This is a genomic window from Periweissella ghanensis (assembly GCF_918814755.1).
GTDB classification, from domain to species: domain Bacteria; phylum Bacillota; class Bacilli; order Lactobacillales; family Lactobacillaceae; genus Periweissella; species Periweissella ghanensis.
The window spans coordinates 100,687-121,765 of sequence record NZ_CAKKNT010000003.1 but is presented as its reverse complement, the minus strand read 5'-3'; the positions used below and the strand labels follow the sequence as shown (position 1 = coordinate 121,765).

22 protein-coding genes and 2 pseudogenes are annotated in these 21,079 nt (G+C 34.6%); 18 read left to right on the top strand and 6 right to left on the bottom strand.

Features of this window, described 5'->3' with window-relative positions:
* Positions 1-44 precede the first annotated feature (44 nt).
* The 13 genes from LQZ76_RS02295 to LQZ76_RS02235 all read left to right on the top strand — a co-directional run bounded on the left by LQZ76_RS02295 (position 45) and on the right by LQZ76_RS02235 (position 13,663).
* A complete protein-coding gene (locus tag LQZ76_RS02295) occupies positions 45-320 on the top strand; it encodes a hypothetical protein (RefSeq protein WP_230098149.1) in 276 nt (91 codons plus the stop codon).
* 144 nt (positions 321-464) lie between these two features.
* Positions 465-1,121 (top strand): hypothetical protein, encoded by a 657-nt coding sequence (locus LQZ76_RS02290; RefSeq protein ID WP_230098148.1) that lies wholly within the window; start codon positions 465-467, stop codon positions 1,119-1,121.
* Positions 1,111-2,595 (top strand): hypothetical protein, encoded by a 1,485-nt coding sequence (locus tag LQZ76_RS02285; protein WP_230098147.1) that lies wholly within the window; start codon positions 1,111-1,113, stop codon positions 2,593-2,595. Before LQZ76_RS02290 ends, LQZ76_RS02285 begins: the two co-directional genes overlap by 11 nt.
* A gap of 27 nt (positions 2,596-2,622) precedes the next feature.
* Positions 2,623-3,693: an AbiH family protein gene (locus tag LQZ76_RS02280; protein ID WP_230098146.1), complete on the top strand. Its 1,071-nt coding sequence runs from the start codon at positions 2,623-2,625 to the stop codon at positions 3,691-3,693.
* 160 nt (positions 3,694-3,853) lie between these two features.
* Positions 3,854-4,873 carry an SIR2 family protein gene (locus tag LQZ76_RS02275; RefSeq protein WP_230098145.1) on the top strand — a complete coding sequence of 340 codons (1,020 nt, stop codon included), beginning with the start codon at positions 3,854-3,856 and terminating at the stop codon, positions 4,871-4,873.
* On the top strand, positions 4,854-6,746 hold the full coding sequence (locus LQZ76_RS02270) for an ATP-binding protein (RefSeq protein ID WP_230098144.1): 1,893 nt from the start codon (positions 4,854-4,856) through the stop codon (positions 6,744-6,746). The genes LQZ76_RS02275 and LQZ76_RS02270 overlap by 20 nt, the downstream gene beginning before the upstream one ends.
* Before the next feature lie 5 nt (positions 6,747-6,751).
* Positions 6,752-7,333 carry a DUF8453 domain-containing protein gene (locus LQZ76_RS02265; protein WP_230098143.1) on the top strand — a complete coding sequence of 194 codons (582 nt, stop codon included), beginning with the start codon at positions 6,752-6,754 and terminating at the stop codon, positions 7,331-7,333.
* A 149-nt stretch (positions 7,334-7,482) separates the two neighbouring features.
* Entirely contained in the window at positions 7,483-8,478 is a 996-nt protein-coding gene (locus LQZ76_RS02260; protein ID WP_230098142.1) for a DUF3644 domain-containing protein, read from the top strand.
* A 525-nt stretch (positions 8,479-9,003) separates the two neighbouring features.
* A complete protein-coding gene (locus LQZ76_RS02255; RefSeq protein WP_230098141.1) occupies positions 9,004-9,939 on the top strand; it encodes an ABC transporter ATP-binding protein in 936 nt (311 codons plus the stop codon).
* 1 nt (position 9,940) lies between these two features.
* Positions 9,941-10,831 (top strand): ABC transporter permease, encoded by an 891-nt coding sequence (locus LQZ76_RS02250; RefSeq protein WP_230098140.1) that lies wholly within the window; start codon positions 9,941-9,943, stop codon positions 10,829-10,831.
* Between the two features lie 384 nt (positions 10,832-11,215).
* Entirely contained in the window at positions 11,216-12,094 is an 879-nt protein-coding gene (locus tag LQZ76_RS02245; RefSeq protein WP_230098139.1) for a hypothetical protein, read from the top strand.
* 188 nt (positions 12,095-12,282) lie between these two features.
* Complete coding sequence (locus LQZ76_RS02240; RefSeq protein WP_230098138.1) at positions 12,283-12,714, top strand: hypothetical protein; 432 nt, start codon at positions 12,283-12,285, stop codon at positions 12,712-12,714.
* 142 nt (positions 12,715-12,856) lie between these two features.
* Positions 12,857-13,663, top strand: coding sequence for a hypothetical protein (locus tag LQZ76_RS02235; protein ID WP_230098137.1), 807 nt, complete (start codon positions 12,857-12,859; stop codon positions 13,661-13,663).
* 38 nt (positions 13,664-13,701) lie between these two features.
* Here LQZ76_RS02235 and LQZ76_RS02230 read toward each other — a convergent pair.
* A pseudogene (locus LQZ76_RS02230) lies at positions 13,702-13,983 on the bottom strand (DUF4352 domain-containing protein); the annotation flags it as partial.
* Positions 13,984-14,074: 91 nt separating this feature from the next.
* Here LQZ76_RS02230 and LQZ76_RS02225 point away from each other — a divergent pair.
* Both LQZ76_RS02225 and LQZ76_RS02220 read left to right on the top strand, forming a co-directional pair.
* Positions 14,075-14,269 carry a transposase gene (locus tag LQZ76_RS02225; protein WP_230098136.1) on the top strand — a complete coding sequence of 65 codons (195 nt, stop codon included), beginning with the start codon at positions 14,075-14,077 and terminating at the stop codon, positions 14,267-14,269.
* A 19-nt stretch (positions 14,270-14,288) separates the two neighbouring features.
* The gene (locus LQZ76_RS02220) at positions 14,289-14,816 is read left to right on the top strand and encodes a DDE-type integrase/transposase/recombinase (RefSeq protein WP_230098135.1); all 528 of its coding nucleotides are present in this window, start codon (positions 14,289-14,291) and stop codon (positions 14,814-14,816) included.
* Between the two features lie 513 nt (positions 14,817-15,329).
* On the opposite strand, the pseudogene LQZ76_RS02215 reads toward LQZ76_RS02220, so the two are convergent.
* Positions 15,330-15,446 (bottom strand): annotated as a pseudogene (locus tag LQZ76_RS02215) (hypothetical protein); the annotation flags it as partial.
* A gap of 389 nt (positions 15,447-15,835) precedes the next feature.
* Here LQZ76_RS02215 and LQZ76_RS02210 point away from each other — a divergent pair.
* Both LQZ76_RS02210 and LQZ76_RS02205 read left to right on the top strand, forming a co-directional pair.
* The gene (locus tag LQZ76_RS02210) at positions 15,836-16,177 is read left to right on the top strand and encodes a hypothetical protein (RefSeq protein ID WP_230098133.1); all 342 of its coding nucleotides are present in this window, start codon (positions 15,836-15,838) and stop codon (positions 16,175-16,177) included.
* 111 nt (positions 16,178-16,288) lie between these two features.
* A complete protein-coding gene (locus LQZ76_RS02205; RefSeq protein WP_230098132.1) occupies positions 16,289-16,816 on the top strand; it encodes a GNAT family N-acetyltransferase in 528 nt (175 codons plus the stop codon).
* A gap of 86 nt (positions 16,817-16,902) precedes the next feature.
* Here LQZ76_RS02205 and dld read toward each other — a convergent pair whose 3' ends face one another.
* Positions 16,903-18,588 (bottom strand): D-lactate dehydrogenase, encoded by a 1,686-nt coding sequence (gene dld / locus LQZ76_RS02200; protein ID WP_230098131.1) that lies wholly within the window; start codon positions 18,586-18,588, stop codon positions 16,903-16,905.
* A 308-nt stretch (positions 18,589-18,896) separates the two neighbouring features.
* On the opposite strand from dld, the gene LQZ76_RS02195 reads away from it, so the two are divergent.
* On the top strand, positions 18,897-19,055 hold the full coding sequence (locus LQZ76_RS02195; protein ID WP_230098130.1) for a hypothetical protein: 159 nt from the start codon (positions 18,897-18,899) through the stop codon (positions 19,053-19,055).
* Positions 19,056-19,138: 83 nt separating this feature from the next.
* Here LQZ76_RS02195 and LQZ76_RS02190 read toward each other — a convergent pair whose 3' ends face one another.
* The 3 genes from LQZ76_RS02190 to LQZ76_RS02180 form a co-directional block, all read right to left on the bottom strand.
* Complete coding sequence (locus LQZ76_RS02190; RefSeq protein WP_230098129.1) at positions 19,139-19,657, bottom strand: DUF3278 domain-containing protein; 519 nt, start codon at positions 19,655-19,657, stop codon at positions 19,139-19,141.
* Complete coding sequence (locus LQZ76_RS02185) at positions 19,644-19,850, bottom strand: helix-turn-helix transcriptional regulator (protein ID WP_168721207.1); 207 nt, start codon at positions 19,848-19,850, stop codon at positions 19,644-19,646. The genes LQZ76_RS02190 and LQZ76_RS02185 overlap by 14 nt, the downstream gene beginning before the upstream one ends.
* Before the next feature lie 160 nt (positions 19,851-20,010).
* A complete protein-coding gene (locus tag LQZ76_RS02180) occupies positions 20,011-20,958 on the bottom strand; it encodes a sugar-binding transcriptional regulator (protein ID WP_230098128.1) in 948 nt (315 codons plus the stop codon).
* Positions 20,959-21,079 lie beyond the last annotated feature (121 nt).

The following is a 21,079-nucleotide window of genomic DNA, read 5'->3' as shown; positions in this document are numbered from 1 at the left end:
AAAATGATAAAATAAATTAAATATAAATAAAGGAAGTTATAGTTGTGACGAGAAATGCAAGTGGATCAATTTTTGGGTGGGAATTTCAAATATGTATGTCTATTATTCTTTCTCTACAATATATAGAAAAATTAAGTAAAATAGAAATAGAAGGTATGGATCAAGATGTAGAATTATATATGAGTGACTCTAGTAAGATATTGTGTCAATCAAAAGGTTATTCTGGACAAGATGTTACTAGCGGAATTACTGGATGGAAAGAAAAATTAGAAAGTGCCATGGATTCACTTTTTCAGAATTATGTTGAAAAAGAAGTATAAATTGATGAGTTAATTTACGCTGTAAATTATACATATCCATTAGGTAAAGGAAAGGCAGTACGAGAAAACTTTGGTGAAGGTTTTGAAGGTAAAATATCAGGTAATGAACTAACGAATATTCAAAAAGAGACTGTGTACAATAATTTGAAGCAAGGTAAGTGGGTTATTGAAAATAGAAATGATATAGTCATGGATAGTCCAATATTTGTAGAATTTCTTGATAAATTAAAAATTATGAATAATAGTTTTACTAATTTTGAAGATATTACTAGAAAATATTCTAAGGTAGTAGTATTAATTGAAAGATTTCTTAGAGTAAATAAGCTTAATGATATTGATGCAAAGTTATTAATGGATCATTGGAAAGGTATATGCTTTGATAATGCAACGCATAGTAAATTACGAGTAGAGAAAAAAGATTTTTTACGATCAATATATACTATACATGTTGTTACTGATAGTAATAATACTGAAATGACAAGAAGTAAATTTTTGTACATTTCAAGCTTATTTCAAGACGTTTTAAATAGTGGCATTCTTGGACAAGAATTTGAAAATAAAATAATGACTGATGCTTTAATGTTTTTTAACTTAGCAGAAATAGATCAATTTCAATATAAGCAAAGTAAAGTTGATGAATTTATTGAAGAAAAGTACGAAGAATATAAGTCGTTTTTTTTAATGGATGATCTTAGAGACCAACAAATTATAGATCTTACAAAATATGCTTTGCAAAATTGGCTTGAAAATATAGAGCTAATAAATTATCTAGATAGTGAGGAAATTAAAGGTGTGGGTTAAGTATTTAGATGCTACAGCAGGATTTGAAGAAATAAAATATACATTAGATAAAAAGAGCAACTTGATTACTTCGAATGGACATAATACAAGAGGTAAAACATCATTTATAAGATTTTTAATTTGGGGATTAGGATTTGATGTATCTTTAACAGATGCATTCGAAGAAGATAACACAAATGTAGAGTTAGGAATTTGTGATAATAATAAATTATTATATAAAATAAATAGATTGGGTAATGTCATTTATATTACTGAGTTTGGAAATATTGAAACAATCACAAAATACAATTTACCAGATCAAGAGCTTGATGTTTTGCAACAATTAACAAAGTCAACTAACAAAATCCTGTTAGAACAGTTAATTGGAGCTTTTTATTTTGATCAAGATATAGGATTAAGAGTGTGGAATAGAGGTAAAGTAGTTCAAAAACTAAAAGGTAAAGAAAAGAATTACTCGTTACAAATTGATAATATATTATGTGCTTTACAGGGGTTAGATTATAAAAAAATAATACATAAAAAAGAACAATTCGAAAATAAGAAAAAAAGTGTTCAAAAATTAAAAGAAGCAATTATTATTTTTAATAATGATTATGAAGTGGACCATGTTGACGAAGAAATAGATTCACTAAATAACAAATTAACAATGATTAATTTTGAGATAAAAAAGACCAAAGAAAAGATTGATCTATACGCTAGTGGGCTTAAAAAACAAGAGAAGTTTTTTGAACTTATTGATGAATTGAATATGGCAGTTCATGATAATGATGGGAATATTGTTCTTGTAGATAGAGAAAATTTAATTTATGACAAAGAAAAAAACAATAAATTGAAAGATATAGAAACGTTTTATCAAAATCATTTAAAAAATCTCTATAATCAAAAAAAAGAAATTAATGCAAAAAAAGATATTCACGATAATAATTTAACAAAAATCGAAAATCCGGAATTATTATATGAAAATTTGAAGAATGAAATTAATTATTCAGGTATAAAAATAAAAACATTAGACATAATATATGAAGAATTTTCTAAAGAGATAGATAAGTTAAAAGATGAATTAAGCTTTATAGTGACCCAAGGTAAGTACAATGATCTTTGGAATAAAGCAACTAAATACGGGAATATATTAAATGTAGAAAATTATTTTTCATATGAAAAGAATAAAATAAGGACAAAAAATTTAAAGTATACTGGTACAAAACGTAATTTATTAGTATTTAGTTATAGACTGGCTATTTACGCAGCAATTATGGAAGAACTTAATATTTATTTGCCTATAGTTTTAGATTCACCAGCAAGTCAGGAAATGGATATTGATAATTTAAACTTAATGCTTAATCTAATTAAGAATGAACTACCAAGTATTCAACTCATAGTTGCAACTAATCAAAAAAATAATTTTAAATGGGGTAAGCAAATAAATATAACCAATGGGATGTTTGGCAATTTAGATACAAATTTATTGAATTAATAAATACGTGGACGAGGGAATAGTGGAATGTCGTTAAATATAGTGGCTTTAGTTGGTAATGGTGTTGATTTAGCTAATGGATATAAAACAAGTTATGAAGATTTTCATTCTTGGCTTAATTCAGAAAAAAAGACTTTAGAGTTGTATAACCAAATTGAAGAGCGTTCCAAATGGATGAGTGTTGAGGAAGAACTAGGAAACATATCATTAAGTAAAGACTATACGGCTGAGGATTTAATAAACGATAAAGAACAGTTACAAGATGACCTAAGAGAGTATTTAAAAGAAATAAATGATGAAATTCCTACTTTATCAGATGAGTTACGAAAGCAAAATGTTGTACGGTTTATTAATAATATGGATAGTAATTTACAAGATATGGATAAAGATAAATTTCAAAATATTCTTAACAATCATAGGTTCAACAGTATTGACAAAGATGTTACAAAAATTAAGTTAAATTTTGTAACCTTGAATTATACATATTTATTGGAAAGATATTTACATTTTAATATTAATATGATCAATACAGAACCAATTGGTTATAGTACATTGATGTCTGGATACGAAATTTCTGGAGTTAGTCGTGTAATTCATGCACATGGTGATTTAAATGAATCATTCATTTTTGGATTAGACAATAGTAGCCAAATAAATAACAAAATAGATGAAATGAATGGTAAGTATTTAATCAAAGAAGAGCTAAATAAAATGGTTAGATCAAGTAAGAGTCAAGAAGCGATAGAAGCAATTGTAACTGAAGGTGATGTGCTTATTATTTCTGGGGCATCATTGGGTCCAACAGATAATTCGTGGCGAAAACAGATAATTGCAACTCTAGCTATGAACAAAAAATCTGTTTTAATAGTTAATGTTTATGTTAACGGTGAAGTGCCAAGACATTCACCAATGAAAATGTCAAAGATAATCAATGATGAAAAGAATAAATTTAACAAATGTTTTGTTTCTTCCGCTGACTTAAAAGAATTTGTCGGTAAAGAAAATATAACTATTGAAGAAATTCAAAACAGAATTTTAATTGCTCTGTTTTCGGAAGAAGAGTCAAATATTGGTAATTTAAAATTTGATACAGTTTGATAGAAAGTCTGCCTACGGGTGGGCTTTTTTGCTTTAGTTTGTCTTTAATAAAACTAAACCTTTTTAATTTTTTATCAATGGTGTATCTTATTAATTGATAAAATAAAAAGAATGGAATATCGAGATGGAATTTACGGAACTAGCTAAAGAAATAAAGAGTATGGCAATTAAGAAGCGGTTGAATTTTCTGATTGGATCAGGGTGCTCAATGCCCGCAATTCAATTGATGAAAGGTAAAGGCGAAAATCCAACTAAGGAAGAAATAGATGCCAATAATAAACAACTAGAAGCAGATATCAAGGCTGTGAGCGAACGTTTGATAGATGATTCATATACGTCTGATCCAGCAGGTACCGACGACAATAAAACCATTAAAGATGTACTCGCTAACTATACAACGTTCCTTAAAACCATCATTGATTTGACGAACGTTTCTAATTCGCGGCAGGTTCCCAAGCGGATTAACATCTTTACTACTAACTATGACTTGTTCATTGAAAAAGCGATGGATGAAATTCTAACTGAAAACATGCATATCGTCTTTAATGATGGTGCTAACGGATACTTCAAACGGTATTTGGAGAGTTATAACTATAACAAAACCACCGCATATCGAGGCCAGTTCCAAAATAATATTAGCGAAGTGCCGTCAATTTCGCTAGTTAAGCCGCATGGATCAATAAATTGGCAAAAAGTCGATGATAAAAAAGTCCAGATCATGAAATCCGTAGCAGCCGAGCCATTTATTGTTAAACCAGACGGACTGGAATCGCAGAATACTTTTGAAAATCAACACTATTACGCCATGTTACGGTTGTTTCAACAAGAACTCGAACATGAATCATCTATTTTGATTGTTATTGGCTTTTCTTTTGGTGATGAACATATTAAAAAAATGGTCACGAACGCACTGGCTAATCCATTTTTAAAAGTCTATATTTTGGCTTTTGATGAAGCTGGTGCAATTGACCTTAGAGGTAAGGTAACGACATCCAAGCAACTACTCGTGATTGAGATGAAGGATTTGTTTAAGTCGGAAGCTACTGAAGCTGAAGCTGAAGTGACCGATGGTGAAACTAAAGATGTTGAAAAAGTGCCTGATGGTGATTTAGTGGCCCTAACTAGCATATTGAGTATTAATAACGTGGAGAGTGATAGCAATGACAAGTCGGAGCGCTAAAAAGCTGGGGGTGATTATCGCAGTAGATGGTGATATCGCCCAAGTTGGGATGTATGAAATGTCCAATGATACCGAATACTTGTGGTACGGGGATGTGCTTTCAGGTGTTAAAGTTGGTGCGTTTGTAACTATCAATCAAGATGATGTAAAAATAATCGCTTCAGTTGTCAGTGAAAAGATAATCGACCAGCAAAATACCATCAAGAGTAAGGAATTTGATAACCGTTATAACCCGAACTCAATTAACCGTATTGTCCAATTAAAGTCCAAAGGGGTTATTAGTGATGGCAAATTTGAGGTCACGAGTAAGTTTGTGCCAATGATTGGGAATGAAGTCTCGGTAACGACCAAGGCTGAATTGGGTGTTATTTATGGGATTAGTAAAGCCATCGCAAGAATTGAAATTGGTAACTCGCTCCTCGAAGGGCAAAAAATTGAACTGCCGATAAATCAGTTCTTTGCATCGCATATTGGGATATTTGGTAATACCGGTAGTGGTAAATCCAATACGCTGCACAGGCTATTTATTCAGCTGTTTAGAACGAAGCACAAACAAGGGATTATTGACAGTGGTAGTCAATTTTACGTGATTGATTTTAATGGTGAATACACATCGGCGGGCCAATTTGCAATTGAAGAAGCGCATAAGAAGGTATATAAGCTTAATACGCGAAACGGTGGAAAGGGTGATAAGTTGCCAATTTTGCAGTCTTATTTATTCGATGCCGATATCTTAGCAATTCTATTTGATGCCCGACCAGCCACGCAGGTACCGTTTCTACGTAGTGCATTAAGTTTATGGAATTCATCGAATTTCACGGGGCAAAGCTTTACGAGATTTGTAGTTGGAACATTAAAGGCAATATTGAAAAGTGGAAATGATGCTACTGCCGATTCAATTGATAACTGGGTTAACGTTGCTAAAAAATACGTTGACGAACAATTATTCGATAACTTAAATAAACTAAAATACAACTCATCAACCGAGGGATATGAAGGTGTAAATGGATTCAAATATATTAATAAAAACACCGAGATATCAATTAATCAAATGAAAGTTTTAAAATTTGATAAGATTGGAAGTCAGATTATTGATGCATTCGATGGTATGGGGGAAATGCAGAAACTTAAAATGCATCTTGAATTTCAGAAGGTTCATGTATCAGCTTGGAAGTCAACAAATATTGAACACATTAATCCATTATTTAAGCGGATAGAAGCGGCATTTGATGCATTGGAGAAGGTCGTTGAGGTCGTCGATATAAAAGAAGAGCCACTCCCATATACAACGCTAAACGTTATTTCGCTAGTTAATACAAATCAAGAAGTCAAACGAGTCATTCCGATGCTATTATCGAAAATGATCTATGATGAACAAAAACGGGATGTAAATGGTGGTAAACCCAAAATGACGAAGCACTTAATTATTGATGAAGCGCACAACATTTTAAATGGTTCACATCACAACGTCGGGGATGACTGGCAAGATTATCGCTTGTCGGTGTTTGAAGAGATTATCAAAGAAGGCCGGAAATTCGGCTTCTATTTGACCTTGTCATCGCAAAGGCCAGCTGATATTTCGCCCACAATTTTGTCACAAGTCCACAATTACGTGATCCACCGCCTTGTGAATGATAAAGATTTACAGATGTTAGAAAACACAATGCCAACCTTGGACAGGGCTTCGTTTCGGATGATTCCAATGCTTGGTAAAGGGGAAGCAATCATTACGGGGAATGCGTTATCCGTACCAACGTTAGTGAAAATTCCAAAAGAGGCCGAGCATCGACCAGACAGTGACGATGTTGAATTGACTGAAGTGTGGACGAGAAGTGGAAAGGAAGATACTGAAAAATTTCAGAAAGTAGAGTAGATTGAATGGGAATATTTAATAATTTTAAACTTGATAATTGGTTAACATTTTGGGCAATTACGTTACCTATTATTTCTGGGATACTTGGTTTTATCGCTACAGGTGTTGTTAATTTTTTTGTGGAAAGAGCGAAAAATAAGCCAATAATTTTAATAACTTATAATATTGAAAAAGTAGATACTGTAGACAGAGTTGTGTTAACAATAAAAAACTATGGTAATACGATGGGATGGATTTCTTCTGTAACCATAACACCAGCTTTTAAGCCGAAAGCTGATAGTCGTTTATTAAATGCACATCCGTTTAGTGAAATGAAAAATTTTCCATTAGCGCCAAATCAAGAAATATCAACTATTATTGGGGCTGGTGAAGATTTAATGTTTGAAAAAGTAAATACCCGCCAATATACAATTATCTATAAACCTGATTATTTTACATTCAAACCTTATAGAACAAGTTATGCTATAAATGAACTTGGTTTTCCAGAAATATTCTCAGATGGAAATTTCCAAATTGTGACACGTCTTGCAGAACTTAATGGTACATTGCATGCAATCAATGAAAATATTAACCCAAGTAGTAAATAGAATATGAGGACATGAAAGTAAATATCATAAAGGTAACTTTGGATGAATATCTTATACTTATTTACTTTACTTCGTACATTATTTAATGATGGATAAAAGAGAACATTTTTATAAATTAATTGATATTAGATAATTAGGAGAAAGTTAGTATGGAAAAAATTGAGAAAAGGCTTTTAGAAAAGAGTATAGAATCTTTCATTCTAGGGCTTGAGGTATATAATAAGCCAACAATAAAGTATCGTATAGAAGGATTTTCTTTTTTTTGCACTAATGCTTGGGAATTGATGTTGAAGGCGTACTTAATAACTAGGGATGGTGAAAAATCTATTTATTACCGTGATAATCCGAATAGAACAATTTCTTTGACTGATGCTATAAAAAAAGTATATACCAATAAGAATGATCCGTTACGAAAAAATCTGGAAACAATATTAGAACTTCGTAATATGAGTACGCATTTTATAACACAAGATTATGAAACTATCTATGCACCACTTTTTCAAGCGTGTGTAATTAACTTTAGTTCTGAATTAAGTAAGAGGCATAGTGTAGATATAACGACGTATATTGCGCAAAATTTTCTGACGCTTTCTATAAATATGGAAGAATTGACATCATCAGAAATAAAAGCCACGTATTCTCCCGTAATTGCCAAAAAATTAATTGATACAAAAAATACAATTGGGTCAAAATTAGATAATTTGAATGGTAAAACTAAATTTTCAATTCCAATCAGTCAAAATATATATATTACAAAAAATAAGGATGATGCGGATTTATTAGTAGCAATTGATAATCAGTCAGATACAAATGTCCAAAAAATCAAAGAGTTAAAAGATCCAACTAAGACACACCCGTACGCGTATAATGACATAATTACAGGTATAAATTCTAAGATTACAGCAACCAACGTCCATTTTGAAGTTACGCAAAAAGTTGGAATACAAACAAAATTCACATCACGTCATTTAAATGCAATAATGAATTTCTATGATTTCAAAAATAATACTAAGTATGCATATAAACATAAGATTGGTTCCAGAGTTGAGTATACTTACTCTCAACAACTTATTGATTTTATATTTTCAGAAATTAAAAAAGGACCGAATTTATTTGTTAATGAGGTTTTAAATGCAAAAAAATAAGACAACCCCAGGAGCAAAGGAATTCTCAGTAGAAATATCTACCTACCCCAATTCAGGGACCCAGCTTTATCCGTCTCAAGTTATCTGTAAAGTAATTATCAAGCAAATTTGATGATTTGTCAATTGATATTGATAAAGGCATGGCAAAGATAATATGCAACATTATTCATTAAGAATAGCTCGAGATGCAAGCCTTAGTGTCCCTAATAGTATCACAAAAGGCAGCCTCCCCACGGAAGCTGCCTTTTCACTTACCCCTCATACCAGCGACGACATTGACGAGCGTTAGGGTAGTGGTTTTAGTTTGGCGTGCCTCAAACAAAAGTAAAGCTTTTTAATGCATTCTTTGTGGTGTATCTTATTAATTAATAAACTAAAAGCAATGAAGTAATTTTTGAGATGCATAATACATTTGACGGGCTTGCGGTTAAAGAAAAAAGCATTAGTTTTTCAGAAAGTGATTACATGTGGTAGTTGTGGTATCGGAAAAGCAAGCGTGTAAGGAAGGAGCTTGGTGACTCAAAAATGAAAATACAAGTTAAGAATATAGCTAAAAAGTTTTCTGGATTTTATGCGCTACAGGATGTGAATTTGACTTTTGATAGTGGTAAATTTTATGGCATTCTTGGTCCTAATGGAGCTGGTAAGTCAACCTTAATTAATATAATTATTGGTAATATTTCGACGGATGGTGGGGGTTGTGAGTGGATTAATGATGGTGATAAGCTCAGTAAATTAGAAATTAAAAGTTCTTTAGGCGTTGTATTTCAAGATAATCGATTGGATCCGCTATTATCTGTGTACGAAAATCTTATGTCTAGAGGAAAAATGTACGGCATGAGCAAAAAAGCAATTAATAAAAAAATTAGTTATTTAAGCCAGTATATTAAGATTGATGACATTATGAAACAGCGCTACGCGAATTTATCGGGAGGGCAAAAACGTAAATGTGACGTTATTAGAGCGCTATTACACAGTCCAGAAGTTTTAATACTTGATGAGCCAACAACAGGTCTTGATCCGCAGACTAGGTCAGGCATGTGGGAGGCGATTTCCAAAATTCATTCAGAAAACAATCTTACTGTGATTTTAGTTACACATTATCTTGAAGAGATGGCAAATTGTGACCAAATTTCGGTGATATTAAAAGGTCATGTTCGTTATACTGGTGATGTTGATCGTTTCATAAAGGAACATTCTAAAACGCAACTCTTGGTAAAACTAAACGACAATACTGATATCAAATTAGTTGAGCAGAATTTAGATGCCAAGTATGATGTGGATTTTAAAAATACAACTCTAACAGTGTTTGTTCAAGACGCTCTCGAAATGATTGATATTTTAGCTAAGATTAAAGAGATAGCCAAAGTTAATGATTTTCAAGTGTGTCACGCTACTTTAGAGCGAGCATATCTAAATTTATTAGAAAATGAAAAAGCTCTTGTTCAAGGGGGAGAGTAGCATGATAGCACTAATTAAAAGGAATATGAAAATTTTTGTACGTGACCGCATGGCATTTTTCCTTTCGCTCTTGTCGGTACTGATCTTATTGATTTTGTACAAAGTTTTTTTAAGCCAAATTCAAATTGATGGTATCAAGGCTGCGATGGGGGTTAAGAATGCGCCATCTGATGTTGTGACAATGGTAAATTATTGGCTTGTTTCGGGGTTGGTCACAATTACTAGTATGTCAGCAACATTAGGAGCATATGGAGTTTCTGTGGATGATCGGCAACATCATAGAGTTGATGACTTTATGTTAACGTTGATTAGTCCGATTAAAATTGAAGTTAGCTACATGATTGCTGCGGTAGCAATTGGTTCTTTAATCACTTTTTTGTTATACGTAATATCAGTTGTAGTACTTATTGGTGGAACAGGATTACTAATTGGTTTTTTGACGACATTAAAAGTGATGTTACTTATCATATTGTCATCCGCACTCTCATTATTAGTTGTGTACCCGTTCATGTATTTAATTAAAACTAATTCACAATTTGCTTCATTTAGTACAATTATTGGAACAGCAATCGGTTTTTTGACGGGTGTATATATTTCGATTGGTTCTGTAACAGCTTCAATTAAAAATGTTATAACTTGGTTCCCATTGACACCTATAAATTCGTTAATCAAGCATCTAGTTATGAAAGATTCGTTAAACGAGGTATTTAAAAATGCACCAAGTGGTGTTCGAACTAGTTATGAAATAGACTATGGGGTGTTGCTACGTTTTCCAAATGGGACACACTTTACAAATATAACTATTTTTGAGTATATAAGCATCTTAGCTGTTGCTTTGATCATTTTAGGCTTTATTATCACGAAATTGATGAAAATAAATGGTAGAAGATAGTTATGCACAATAATCTGTCGAAATCTACAGCCCTGATAATCGAAGAGATAGGCACTGCTCTTAGTGGATCTGTTTAATACGAATTGGCTGAGCGGCCCTCGTTGTACAAGGCGACGATTGAGGCTTTAAATTCAGTTGTGTATTTTTTAGTTGGCATAATTAAAAGCTCCTATACTTTCGTTATCATGGATTTGGCCCTAGAAATAAAGTAGGCCGGATATTTAGCATAGGAGCAATCAACATCGTTGAAGTTTACCGAAATAAAGGAATCACAAATCTAAAAGGATTCGTTTACAAATCATTTTACAATCTGTTTGAGACCAGCTTGGCCAAACAGTCTGTTTAAAGTGTTATATAACACTATGCAAAATACGGGTGTCGTTAATGACAAATGATAAAAATAAAAAAGCAAATAAACGTCAAAAACCTATGACAGAAAGAGCTTGTAGAGCGTGTGGCAAACCATTTAAACATAGATCCAGAGCTTGTTTGTCATGTAAAAAATTAGCTAAAGAAATTCAAGAAATTGAACACTATGAATATCCTATTTCAACCGCAAAATTACATTGGGTAATGGTGTATACTCAATCATCTGATCATGATGTGATTAAACAATGGTTTAAAGAGCATCATGATCATTGGAAATATACATCAACTGCAAGAGAGTTAACCAGAGAGGATAATAAGCGTAAACGCGAGAATAAAATACCAGACACGATTAGTTCGGAAGAGTTACATAGGGATTTTTCATATTTATTTGAACTATTTAAGTCTAATGCTTATTATGCCAAATATAAATTAATCTCAATCAGAGGGACATATCAAGAGCCATTAAGCATCATCACTTGTAATGCTTGCGGTCAAGAATTAATGATTAACGTGGCAGAAGTTAGTTCCATAGGGGTTGTTAGACATCGGTGTCCTGAACATGTTTCTTTAGGAGAGCGGATCATTAATGAGTACCTAACTTCAAAAGGGATAAATTTTAAGACACAATTTGATACACTCAAATGCATCAACCCAAAAGCTAATTACCCACTTCCTTATGATTTTGAGTTAATTGATTCAAAAACTATTATTGAGGTGCAGGGCGACCAGCACTATAGATTCATTCCTGTTTTCCATAGGAATGAATTAGGCTTTGAATATCAAAAGTATAAGGATAGATATAAAAAGAAATTCGCTATTGATAGAGGATATAAGTATATAGAGATTGACTATAAAGAATTAAAAGATAATAGTTTTGTTCAAAAGTTATCTTAGTTTTTTCATTAGTTCAATAATCTAAATATGAAAAGTTTGTGAAGTCGAAACCTACTTAAATCAGTACGAACAACATGCGAACATAGGTAGATTTCACAAGCGTAATTTCACAAAGTGCTATAAACGTTGATATAACAACAATTAAGGATAATAATTCGTATGTAAACTAGAAGGAGCAGTAATAGTTTATGGATAACATTTTTGTAAATACTTTACTCAATAACACTATTTTAGATGTTAAGCTAACCGGAACAGACCAGATGAATAAATTCCGTGAAAATTGGGTTAATTTAAATTGGGATGACGGTAAAAGTGGAAAAGAACCTGGCGTGTATTTTATTTTTGATATGTCAGATGTATCTTTACAATCACCACTTTATATTGGTTCTGCGAGTAGTGATACATGGGTTATAAGGGATCGTGTTGGTCAATACGGAAATAAAAGTAGTGGAAGTACCTTTAGAATTAAATACGTTGAAAGAAATAACTTAACTGAGGAAGAGTGGGATTTCAAAAAAAATTTTATCGTTAAATATATTCCCTATAGCTGCGTAAAAGATACCATCTTAAAAGATGAGCATCTTGCTATTGGGTTATTTCAGCCTCAATTTAATGATTAAAGGTTAAATTTCACGTGAGACAGAACATAGTATTATGTCAGTCAGTTTTTCATTAAAAGATACAAAAATACGCTAAGTCAATATTTCGGACTATTGACTTAGGATCAAATTTTATATGATTATAAATTTAGGGAAATGAAACATGAAAAAACATACAAACAAATTTGGTGAAAAAATTTTTGCTAATAGAATAAATAGCTTAAAGACTAATACGTTTAGTACGACTCCTTATGATGAGGAAAACAAATTAGAATATAACCCAGATAAAAAAACTAAAATACTATGGGGCTTATTAATTCTTTTGATGTTTGGTAGTATCGCTTTAAATTCAGCGTCACCAAATTCATGGAGCTTAGAATTGGAAATAAGTTCAATTATTTTTTTGATGATTCTATTTATAATATCATTATTTCGATACTCTAAATTAGAGAGTATGATAGTAAGCATACCAGCTTATACTTTAATAGTTTGTCTTCCTTTAGAGATACTATTAGCAATTTGTTACAGCAAACATAAAAATAATTTTACTGTTTATACCGGCATTTTTCTTCTTAAATTATTAGCTATTATTATTATAATATGTTTAATTATCTTGATTGCGATTAATGTAAAAACGCCTTTTAAAGTAATTACGTCTATTAGTGGTATTATTATAGGGATTGCATCTATTGTAGGTGTTTATTTTGCGTATTTATCAATTCCAAAACCAACTGTGCCAACAGATTATAGATATGAATTACAGCAAACAATTAAATTAGCGAATAACTATATACCAAAAAAAAGTACTGATACAAACATAAATATAAAAAATGTTAAGGAAGAAGTTAATAAAGCTGATGAATTATTAATATTATCTAAAAAATTAAATATTCCAAAAGATGATCAAGCTTATTTTCAAAATGAAATATCTAATTTAAATAATGCAATCATTAATTTAAAAGCTAATTAAAAAGCTGCGTAGTATTAATTTACTACGCAGCTTTTTTGTTAGTTCAAATCAATTGAAAATGTTTCGTCTTTATCGAAAATTGAGCCTTTGTAGAACAATTGGAGCTTGTCACCCTTAATAGCTTGTCCGGTCATGTTACCTGTTACTGTGCCACCTTTAGATAGCGTTCCTGAACTTAATGGGTTATCACTGTCAGTCGTGATTTCATCCAAATCAGTTTGGTTACCCTTATCATTTAATTTGAAGTCGTATGGATTGTAGTCAAAGCTATCTGAACCAGTATTAGTAATCGTGATGTTAACCTTAACGTATTGCTTGCCATTGTCAGGCTTTTACTTCTATACTAAATATCCGGACCGCTTTATTTCTAGGGCGAAATCCGCGGTAATAAAAGTATAGGAGTTTTTAATTATGCCAACTAAAAAATACACAACTGAATTTAAAGCCTCAATCGTCGCCTTATACAACGAGGGCCGCTCAGCCAATTCGTTAGCTAATGAATACCATCTTGCTGTTCAAACAGTAACTGGCTGGGTAAAAAAGCGCAAGTTGTCGGCACTGACACCAATGGGCAAACAGTTACTCAGACTGAATTTGATGCCATGAAGCTGGTATTTATTCTGTTATGGTTCAGCGTTTTAATAAACCACCAACAGTTGAATACAAGCAACGCCCTAATTTAATTAAAGGTTTACGTGATGCAAATGCATGGAGTATGGATATTACTTATTTAAAATTAAATAATGGTCAGTGGGTTTACTTAGCCTCGGTGCTCGATTTACGGCCCCAGACAATTTTAGCCCACCAGATCAGTGCTACGATGGACACTAAGATAGTAGTATCAACGATGCAGCGCGCTTTAAGTCAACACCGCAAGCCAAATTACTTACACACTGATATGGGTAGTCAATTTACTAGTTTTAGTTTTGAAAATATTTTAAAACAACATGCGATTAACCACTCATATTCAAAATTGGGCCATCTTTATGATAACGCCAAAATTGAAAGTTTCCATTCATCATTAAAACGTGAAATGATTTATCAATTTCATTTCCCATCAATTGCGCATCTTATTTTGGCGGTCTCAAAATACGTTGATTGGTTCAATAGTGATCGCATCAGCGTCGTCCGTCGTAAATTACAATCCGCTTAACCAACTAATACTAGAGAAAAAATGGTCCGAACTATTGACTTAGCCTGTATCTTATCTTATTCCGAACATTACCATGATAAGATCATTGAATTAATCACTAGCTAAAATGAGGCGGGCCCTGAATTTGCAGCCCTCGTAACTCACCGGAAAATAAAAGACTACCTAGCACTTACGCTAAGTAGTCTTTTTGCACGCAATGGTACAAACTTCCTAGTAAAAAGAAAATTGACAGATTATGGATAATTTCTTTGAAGTTTTGGTACATGTAGCACAAGTTGGCAATTTTGGTATCAACAACCGAAGATAATCGCCTTAGCTTTGCAGAGCTAGCGATTATCTAAGTGATTTAGTTGATCCTTGCGAATCTATTAATTATCAAGAGCTCGATGTTACAGCATCGGGTTCTTTTTACGTAATTAACTGACCCATGTATTGTAACATGCCATAACTCTTTTCTGGTAGTAATTTGTTGCTAGCAGTCCGCACTAGCTCCCGGTCGCTCTCACGCTCTCACTAATACACACCCCAGTGCTTAGACATGGTTTGCTTACCAACGCCGGGGTTGAAGCTATTAGTTGGGTCATTTTTCTTATAGTGATCGACCAAGGCTGGTGCGGCCACATATAAGTGCCTTTAATTGCCTTTGCCCAAATGGGTAACCGACTAGGTGGGGCGATTATGATAGTCGTGGCTGGATTATTAGTTTCCTTTATGCATTAACGCATCGTGATGAAAGTGCCTGGACGCGCACATATTAAGCTATGAGTTAAAATTAGCGCCTAAAAAATTTGCTACATCCAGATTATTGCAACGACTAACTTGGAACCTAAGTTGGTCGTTTTATTTTTAATTATAGTAATAAAAGTCATGTAAAACTATTTTTATTGTGTTATTATTAATCCAAACTAATCGATAATTCAAACTTATGAAATAGCGGTGGCGGCATTCACCATTGGCCAGCGGGTGCTTTCAAAACAGCGTTTAAGAGTTAACGTAACGGGGCATTGGATGTTAAAGAAATGGGTAAGCAAGACGAAATGGGGCGCAAAATGCAACAAAATTTTATTACGCCAAAGTTAATGGAACAAAATGAAGTTGTTGTCGGGGTCGGTGCACAAAAAAAGACGACCATCTTAAATTTACTTACCAATGGCTTGGTCGATGCAGCCACTCAAATTGAAGCCGGTGATTTGACCAATCGCTTCTATGCAACTAAAAATAACGTGAAAGTCCTTTTGCAAGGCTTTAACGCCGACGGAGCATTACTCTTTGTTGACGCATTGAACAATGTTGGCGTTAATACTTTTAAAATCGATTCCAACGGGCAATATAATTATCAAAGACTCCAACAGTATAAGTAATCCGACAAAAATGGGCCGAAATTAAAGCTTCAACCGCCGTAATTATTAAACCCAAAAATCACGGTATTGAAGATGTAGCGTGTCCAAGCAACGATAGATTAGAGGTATTTCATGGAAACAGCACGGTTAATTTTACGGCCATTTGAACTTAGTGATGCAGCTGCTTTATATCATTACGCCAAAAATCCCAAAATCGGGTTAAATGCCGGGTGGCAACCGCATCAAGATCTCGCCGAGAGTACTAGTATCTTGAAAAATGTCTTAATGGCTGATCAGACATTTGCACTGGCCTTTAAATTAACCCCGGATAAGATCATTGGCAGTATCAGTATTAAAGCGCCCACCAAAGATTTTATGGCGGCTGATTCCGCCGAACTTGGCTATTGGCTTGCCGAAGAATTTTGGGGGCAGGGCTTAATGACCGAAGCCGTACGGGCAATTATTCAGCATTGTTTTAATGACTTGCAATATGGCAGTTTGTGGTGTGGCTACTACGATGGCAATGACCAATCAAAGCGGGTGCAGGAAAAAGTCGGATTCACTTATCAATTATCGCGGACGGTTGATGTCACGTTATTGCACGAAAACCGACTGGAACATTTTTTAAAATTGAACAACCCCAATGGCAATGAGATGTAAAACAAAAATAACCGCCTTGAAGAAAATTCTTCAAGACGGTTATTTAGTGTAGTCCGCACTAGCTCCCGGTCGATCTCACGCTCTTGCTAATATGCGCCCCAGTGCTTAGACATGGTTTGCTTACCAACACCGGGGTTGAAGCTATTAGTGGGGTCATTTTTCTTATAGTGTTCGACCAAGGCTGGTGCGGCCACATATAAGTGCCCAACGTTGTGTTCGGCGGGATAAACGGCGTGGCGTTCATCCAAGATTTTAAGCATTTTGGCTTTCAGGGCATGCGCATCGACACCGGGTTTTAGAATATAATCCTGGTGCATAACGTGATCAAGCAAGTGCCCGTAGTAAAGTTTGTGTTCGATTTGGTCTTCAATTTCTTTAGGCAATTGTTCGAACCACTTGTATTCATTACTTGCCAACGCAATATCAAGAGGCAAGATATCAATACTATCTTGTTTTAATTCTTGATAGCGAATTGCCACCCCAGCAGTTACATACCGGTGGGTAGCGGCTTTACTAGCTTCATTGGCATCGGCTTCGAAGTAATCCCCACTCGTACGCGCATTGCCAAAGTATTCTTTGAGATATGCACGGGCTTCATCAATCCCATCCCCGGCCATTTCCAATTGGAGGTAGTGGTCATACTTTTCGTAATAATCATCGATGCGTTTAGGCATTTGATTAGGGAAGACATTACTTACCGTTTGGAGTAAGCGATCGGGGAAGTAAGGCTTGAACACAGGGATATGCTTCAAGAAGCGTTCACCCCAAGCTTTAAGCGCAAACATTTCAGGCAAGTGTCCGGTCCCAATTTTTTCAATGACAATCAATGAATCTTTCCCATATTTCTTGGCCAATTTATAAGCATCTTTATGCATATATTCACCAGAAACGGGTAATTCTTTGAAGGTCGTCATAATGTGGCGGCGAATATCTTCCAACTCATCGGGATTATCGGTCCCAATGTAAAACATTTGGGTTTGTTCATCCATTGGGAAGGTATCTAAGCGCACCGCCAAGGCTGCCACGTGACCAGCTGAACCAGATACTTCGTACAATTCTTTGGGATTTGCATTGTAGCGAATGGGTTGATCAGATTCAACATCACGCACCACCGCTTCATGGTCGTACATTGAACCATGCCGTTCAGAAGCAGGAACATTATCCAAATCAAAATTGCGGTTTTCCAAATTAGTAATGATTTCTTCCGGTGTTTCACCCAAATCAATACCTAAGTGGTTAACTAAGTGCATTTCATCATGTTCATCAATCCAAACATACAATGATAATTCGGTATAAGCGGGTCCACGGCGAATCAAGGCCCCACCAGAATTGTTGTTAATTCCCCCAATGACTGAGGCCCCCAAGTTAGATGAGCCAATAACGGAGTGGGGTTCCCGTTTAAGGGGCCGCAATTTATTTTCTAATTGAAATAGGGTTGTCCCAGGGAAAGCGAGGGCTTGTTCCCCGTGATTGATTAACGCTAAATCTTTAATTTTCATCCCGTTAACAACCACGGCTTGCCGGTCATAACCAGGAGCAGGGACCGATCCCTCAGTTAAACTCGTATTGGCGGCTTGCATAATAATGATGATATTGTGGTCATGCAAAACATTCAGCACGCGCCACATTTCCATTAACGTCGTTGGAAAGACGACGGCCACCGCGTCACCTTTACCTGAGCGATAGCCTTTGCGAAAACGTAACGATTTTGCGGCATCGGTAATGACATTCTTGTGACCAACAATATTAACTAGATCTTCTACTAAGTCCATAATAACTTCTCTCCTCTATAACATTTGTAAAAAACGTTTGATAATTACGCTTTTTTGATATTTTGGTTAGTAAAACCATTAAAGCTGGTTTTGATGCAAATATTTTAGATAAACCTATTTTATTATAATTATACTATCATTAGCAATCAATGCAATGGATACCAACTAAAGCAAAATTTAAAGAGTTAGACGCGGTTGCTTAGGGCCGGACGGTCAGTTTTTTAATTTGCGTAAATACTTTCTCTCGAAAATTAGGATATACTTGTATATACTTAACTTATGGAAAATATCAAAAAAAGGAGAATGGCATGGAGATGACACCAAAAAAATTACCCAACACGCTCGCGGAAGCATTCAAAAATTGGCAAGATGACGATATTAGAGAACCAGAATTAGATTGGGGCGAGGCAGTAGGTAACGAATTAAAATGGCAAAGCAAGGCGATAACGCTATTATTGAAAGCCTAAGTCATGCGGAACTGCATGATATAATTCACATGTACAAATTGATGTTTGAAATTTAAAAAAATTGGCCGGATTTTCTAATGCGGTCATTTTTTTAATTTACGTAAATACCAGTAATATGTGCACCCGCCAAATATCACGCCGACAAACAAAGCCGTGATAATGTAAGAGACATCCCCAATGCTTGCGTAAAATGGTCGCGCCCCCGAGATTACATCAAGGATAATGTTGAGGGCATAGATACCAATCCCCAACCCAATTCCGGCGCCCCAAGCACGCGTTAGATAGCGCTGCTTAATGCGATTAAGGTTATCAGATTGAACATCAAGCTGGTCTAATTTCTTCAAACGGACAAACCATGCACCTACGCATAGGCAGATAAACCATAAGAGGGTGTTGCTGGTAATTATGAAGATGAACGCCCATTTAAGACTGACCAGATAAATAAGGTACGCGATGAACGTTGATAGGATTAAATAACTGATCAAGGTAATGAAGGCGATATTGCCGAAGCGATTCACCTGACTTTCCTTATATTCATCTAAAACATCCTCAATGCCGTAAAACTGTTTGATTAAAAAATTGGCGCGTTTATTGTTTTTCATGGTTAATTTCCTCCCAAAAAAGGGTATTTAAATCAGTATCTAAAGCCCTAGCGATGTTAATACATAATGCTAATGATGGATTATAGTTGTCATTTTCAATTAAATTGATCGTTTGGCGCGCGACCCCAACTAATTGCGCTAAATCCATTTGCGTAAAATTTAAATCTTTGCGATACTCACGAACCCGATTCATATAACACCTCAATCATTATTTGTCATATATATGTGACAAATATAAAGCAAATTATGGGGATAGTCAATGGTGATTTGAAACCTTGGTTAATTACAACCCACGAACAAAAGGCAGCCTTCCAACGGAAAGCTGCCTTTTTTTATAGTTATTTTGGACCACCTCAAAGGGTTTTCAAGTCATCTAATATCCGGTACGCCAGTGATTCACTAAAGACAATGTCCGTTACTAGCTTACCTTTAAGGGCGCCAATTGTTGCCAGCGATTTGAATTTACCGCGGACAAAGCAAAAGCGGGTGGGCACTTGCATAATTGTTTCAAGAGACAAGCCAAATGCCTTATCATGGGCCACATTTAAGAACTGGCCATTGATGTCATAGGGCCGCCCATAGATTAGACCGGCGACATTGGGAAGGTCACTGGCGGGAATAATTGCCGTCAAGTTAGCATGCCATGGTTCAATCGATTCCAAAGATTTAAGCGTTCCCAAGCCCGTAATGAGCATTCCCATATCAGCCCCCATCGCCAAGGTACTCTGCGTGGCTGGTTCAAGGGCTAAGCCTTGTCGGGTTTGATCATCTAAAATATACAATGGTGCGGGTAAGGTGCGAAATTCACAGGAAAACTTTGTCGCGGCTTTTTCCACCATCCGTGTTGAACCAACTGTTGAATGATACTTCATATTTTCCCCAATAAACTGGATAAAGTAGGTATCACGCAGCGGAATATTATTAAAGTTATCAATCAAGTTATAGATTGATTCACCCCAGGCTAATCCGAGAATTTTCGGTTTACGCGTTTGGATTAGTTGCTGGGCGATGTTGGCACTATTTTCGGCTAAGCGATGCATACTTTCAATCCCATCGGCAGCATCTTTAATGATTGTGAATTGAACGCCAGGAAATTGTGCACTTAAAAGCTGCTCCAGTTGCTGATTACGATTCGAATTTGATTGGATTTCAATGCGAACTAAGCCCGATTGGATACCATCATTGAGATATTTATTGATTAGGTAGCGGCTTAGATTATATTTTTTAGAAATTGTCGCAAAAGACTCCTTATTGAGATAGTAGTCTTCAGCTACCGCGACAATTAGTTCATCTTGATTCATAGTTAAATGCCTCGTCATATTTATTACCTTTATTGTACATGATTTCCATACTTTGTCAGTGATAAAATTCTTTTTATTTTAAAATTTTAAAATAAAAGGCTATTTTAAAAATGTTTTTTGA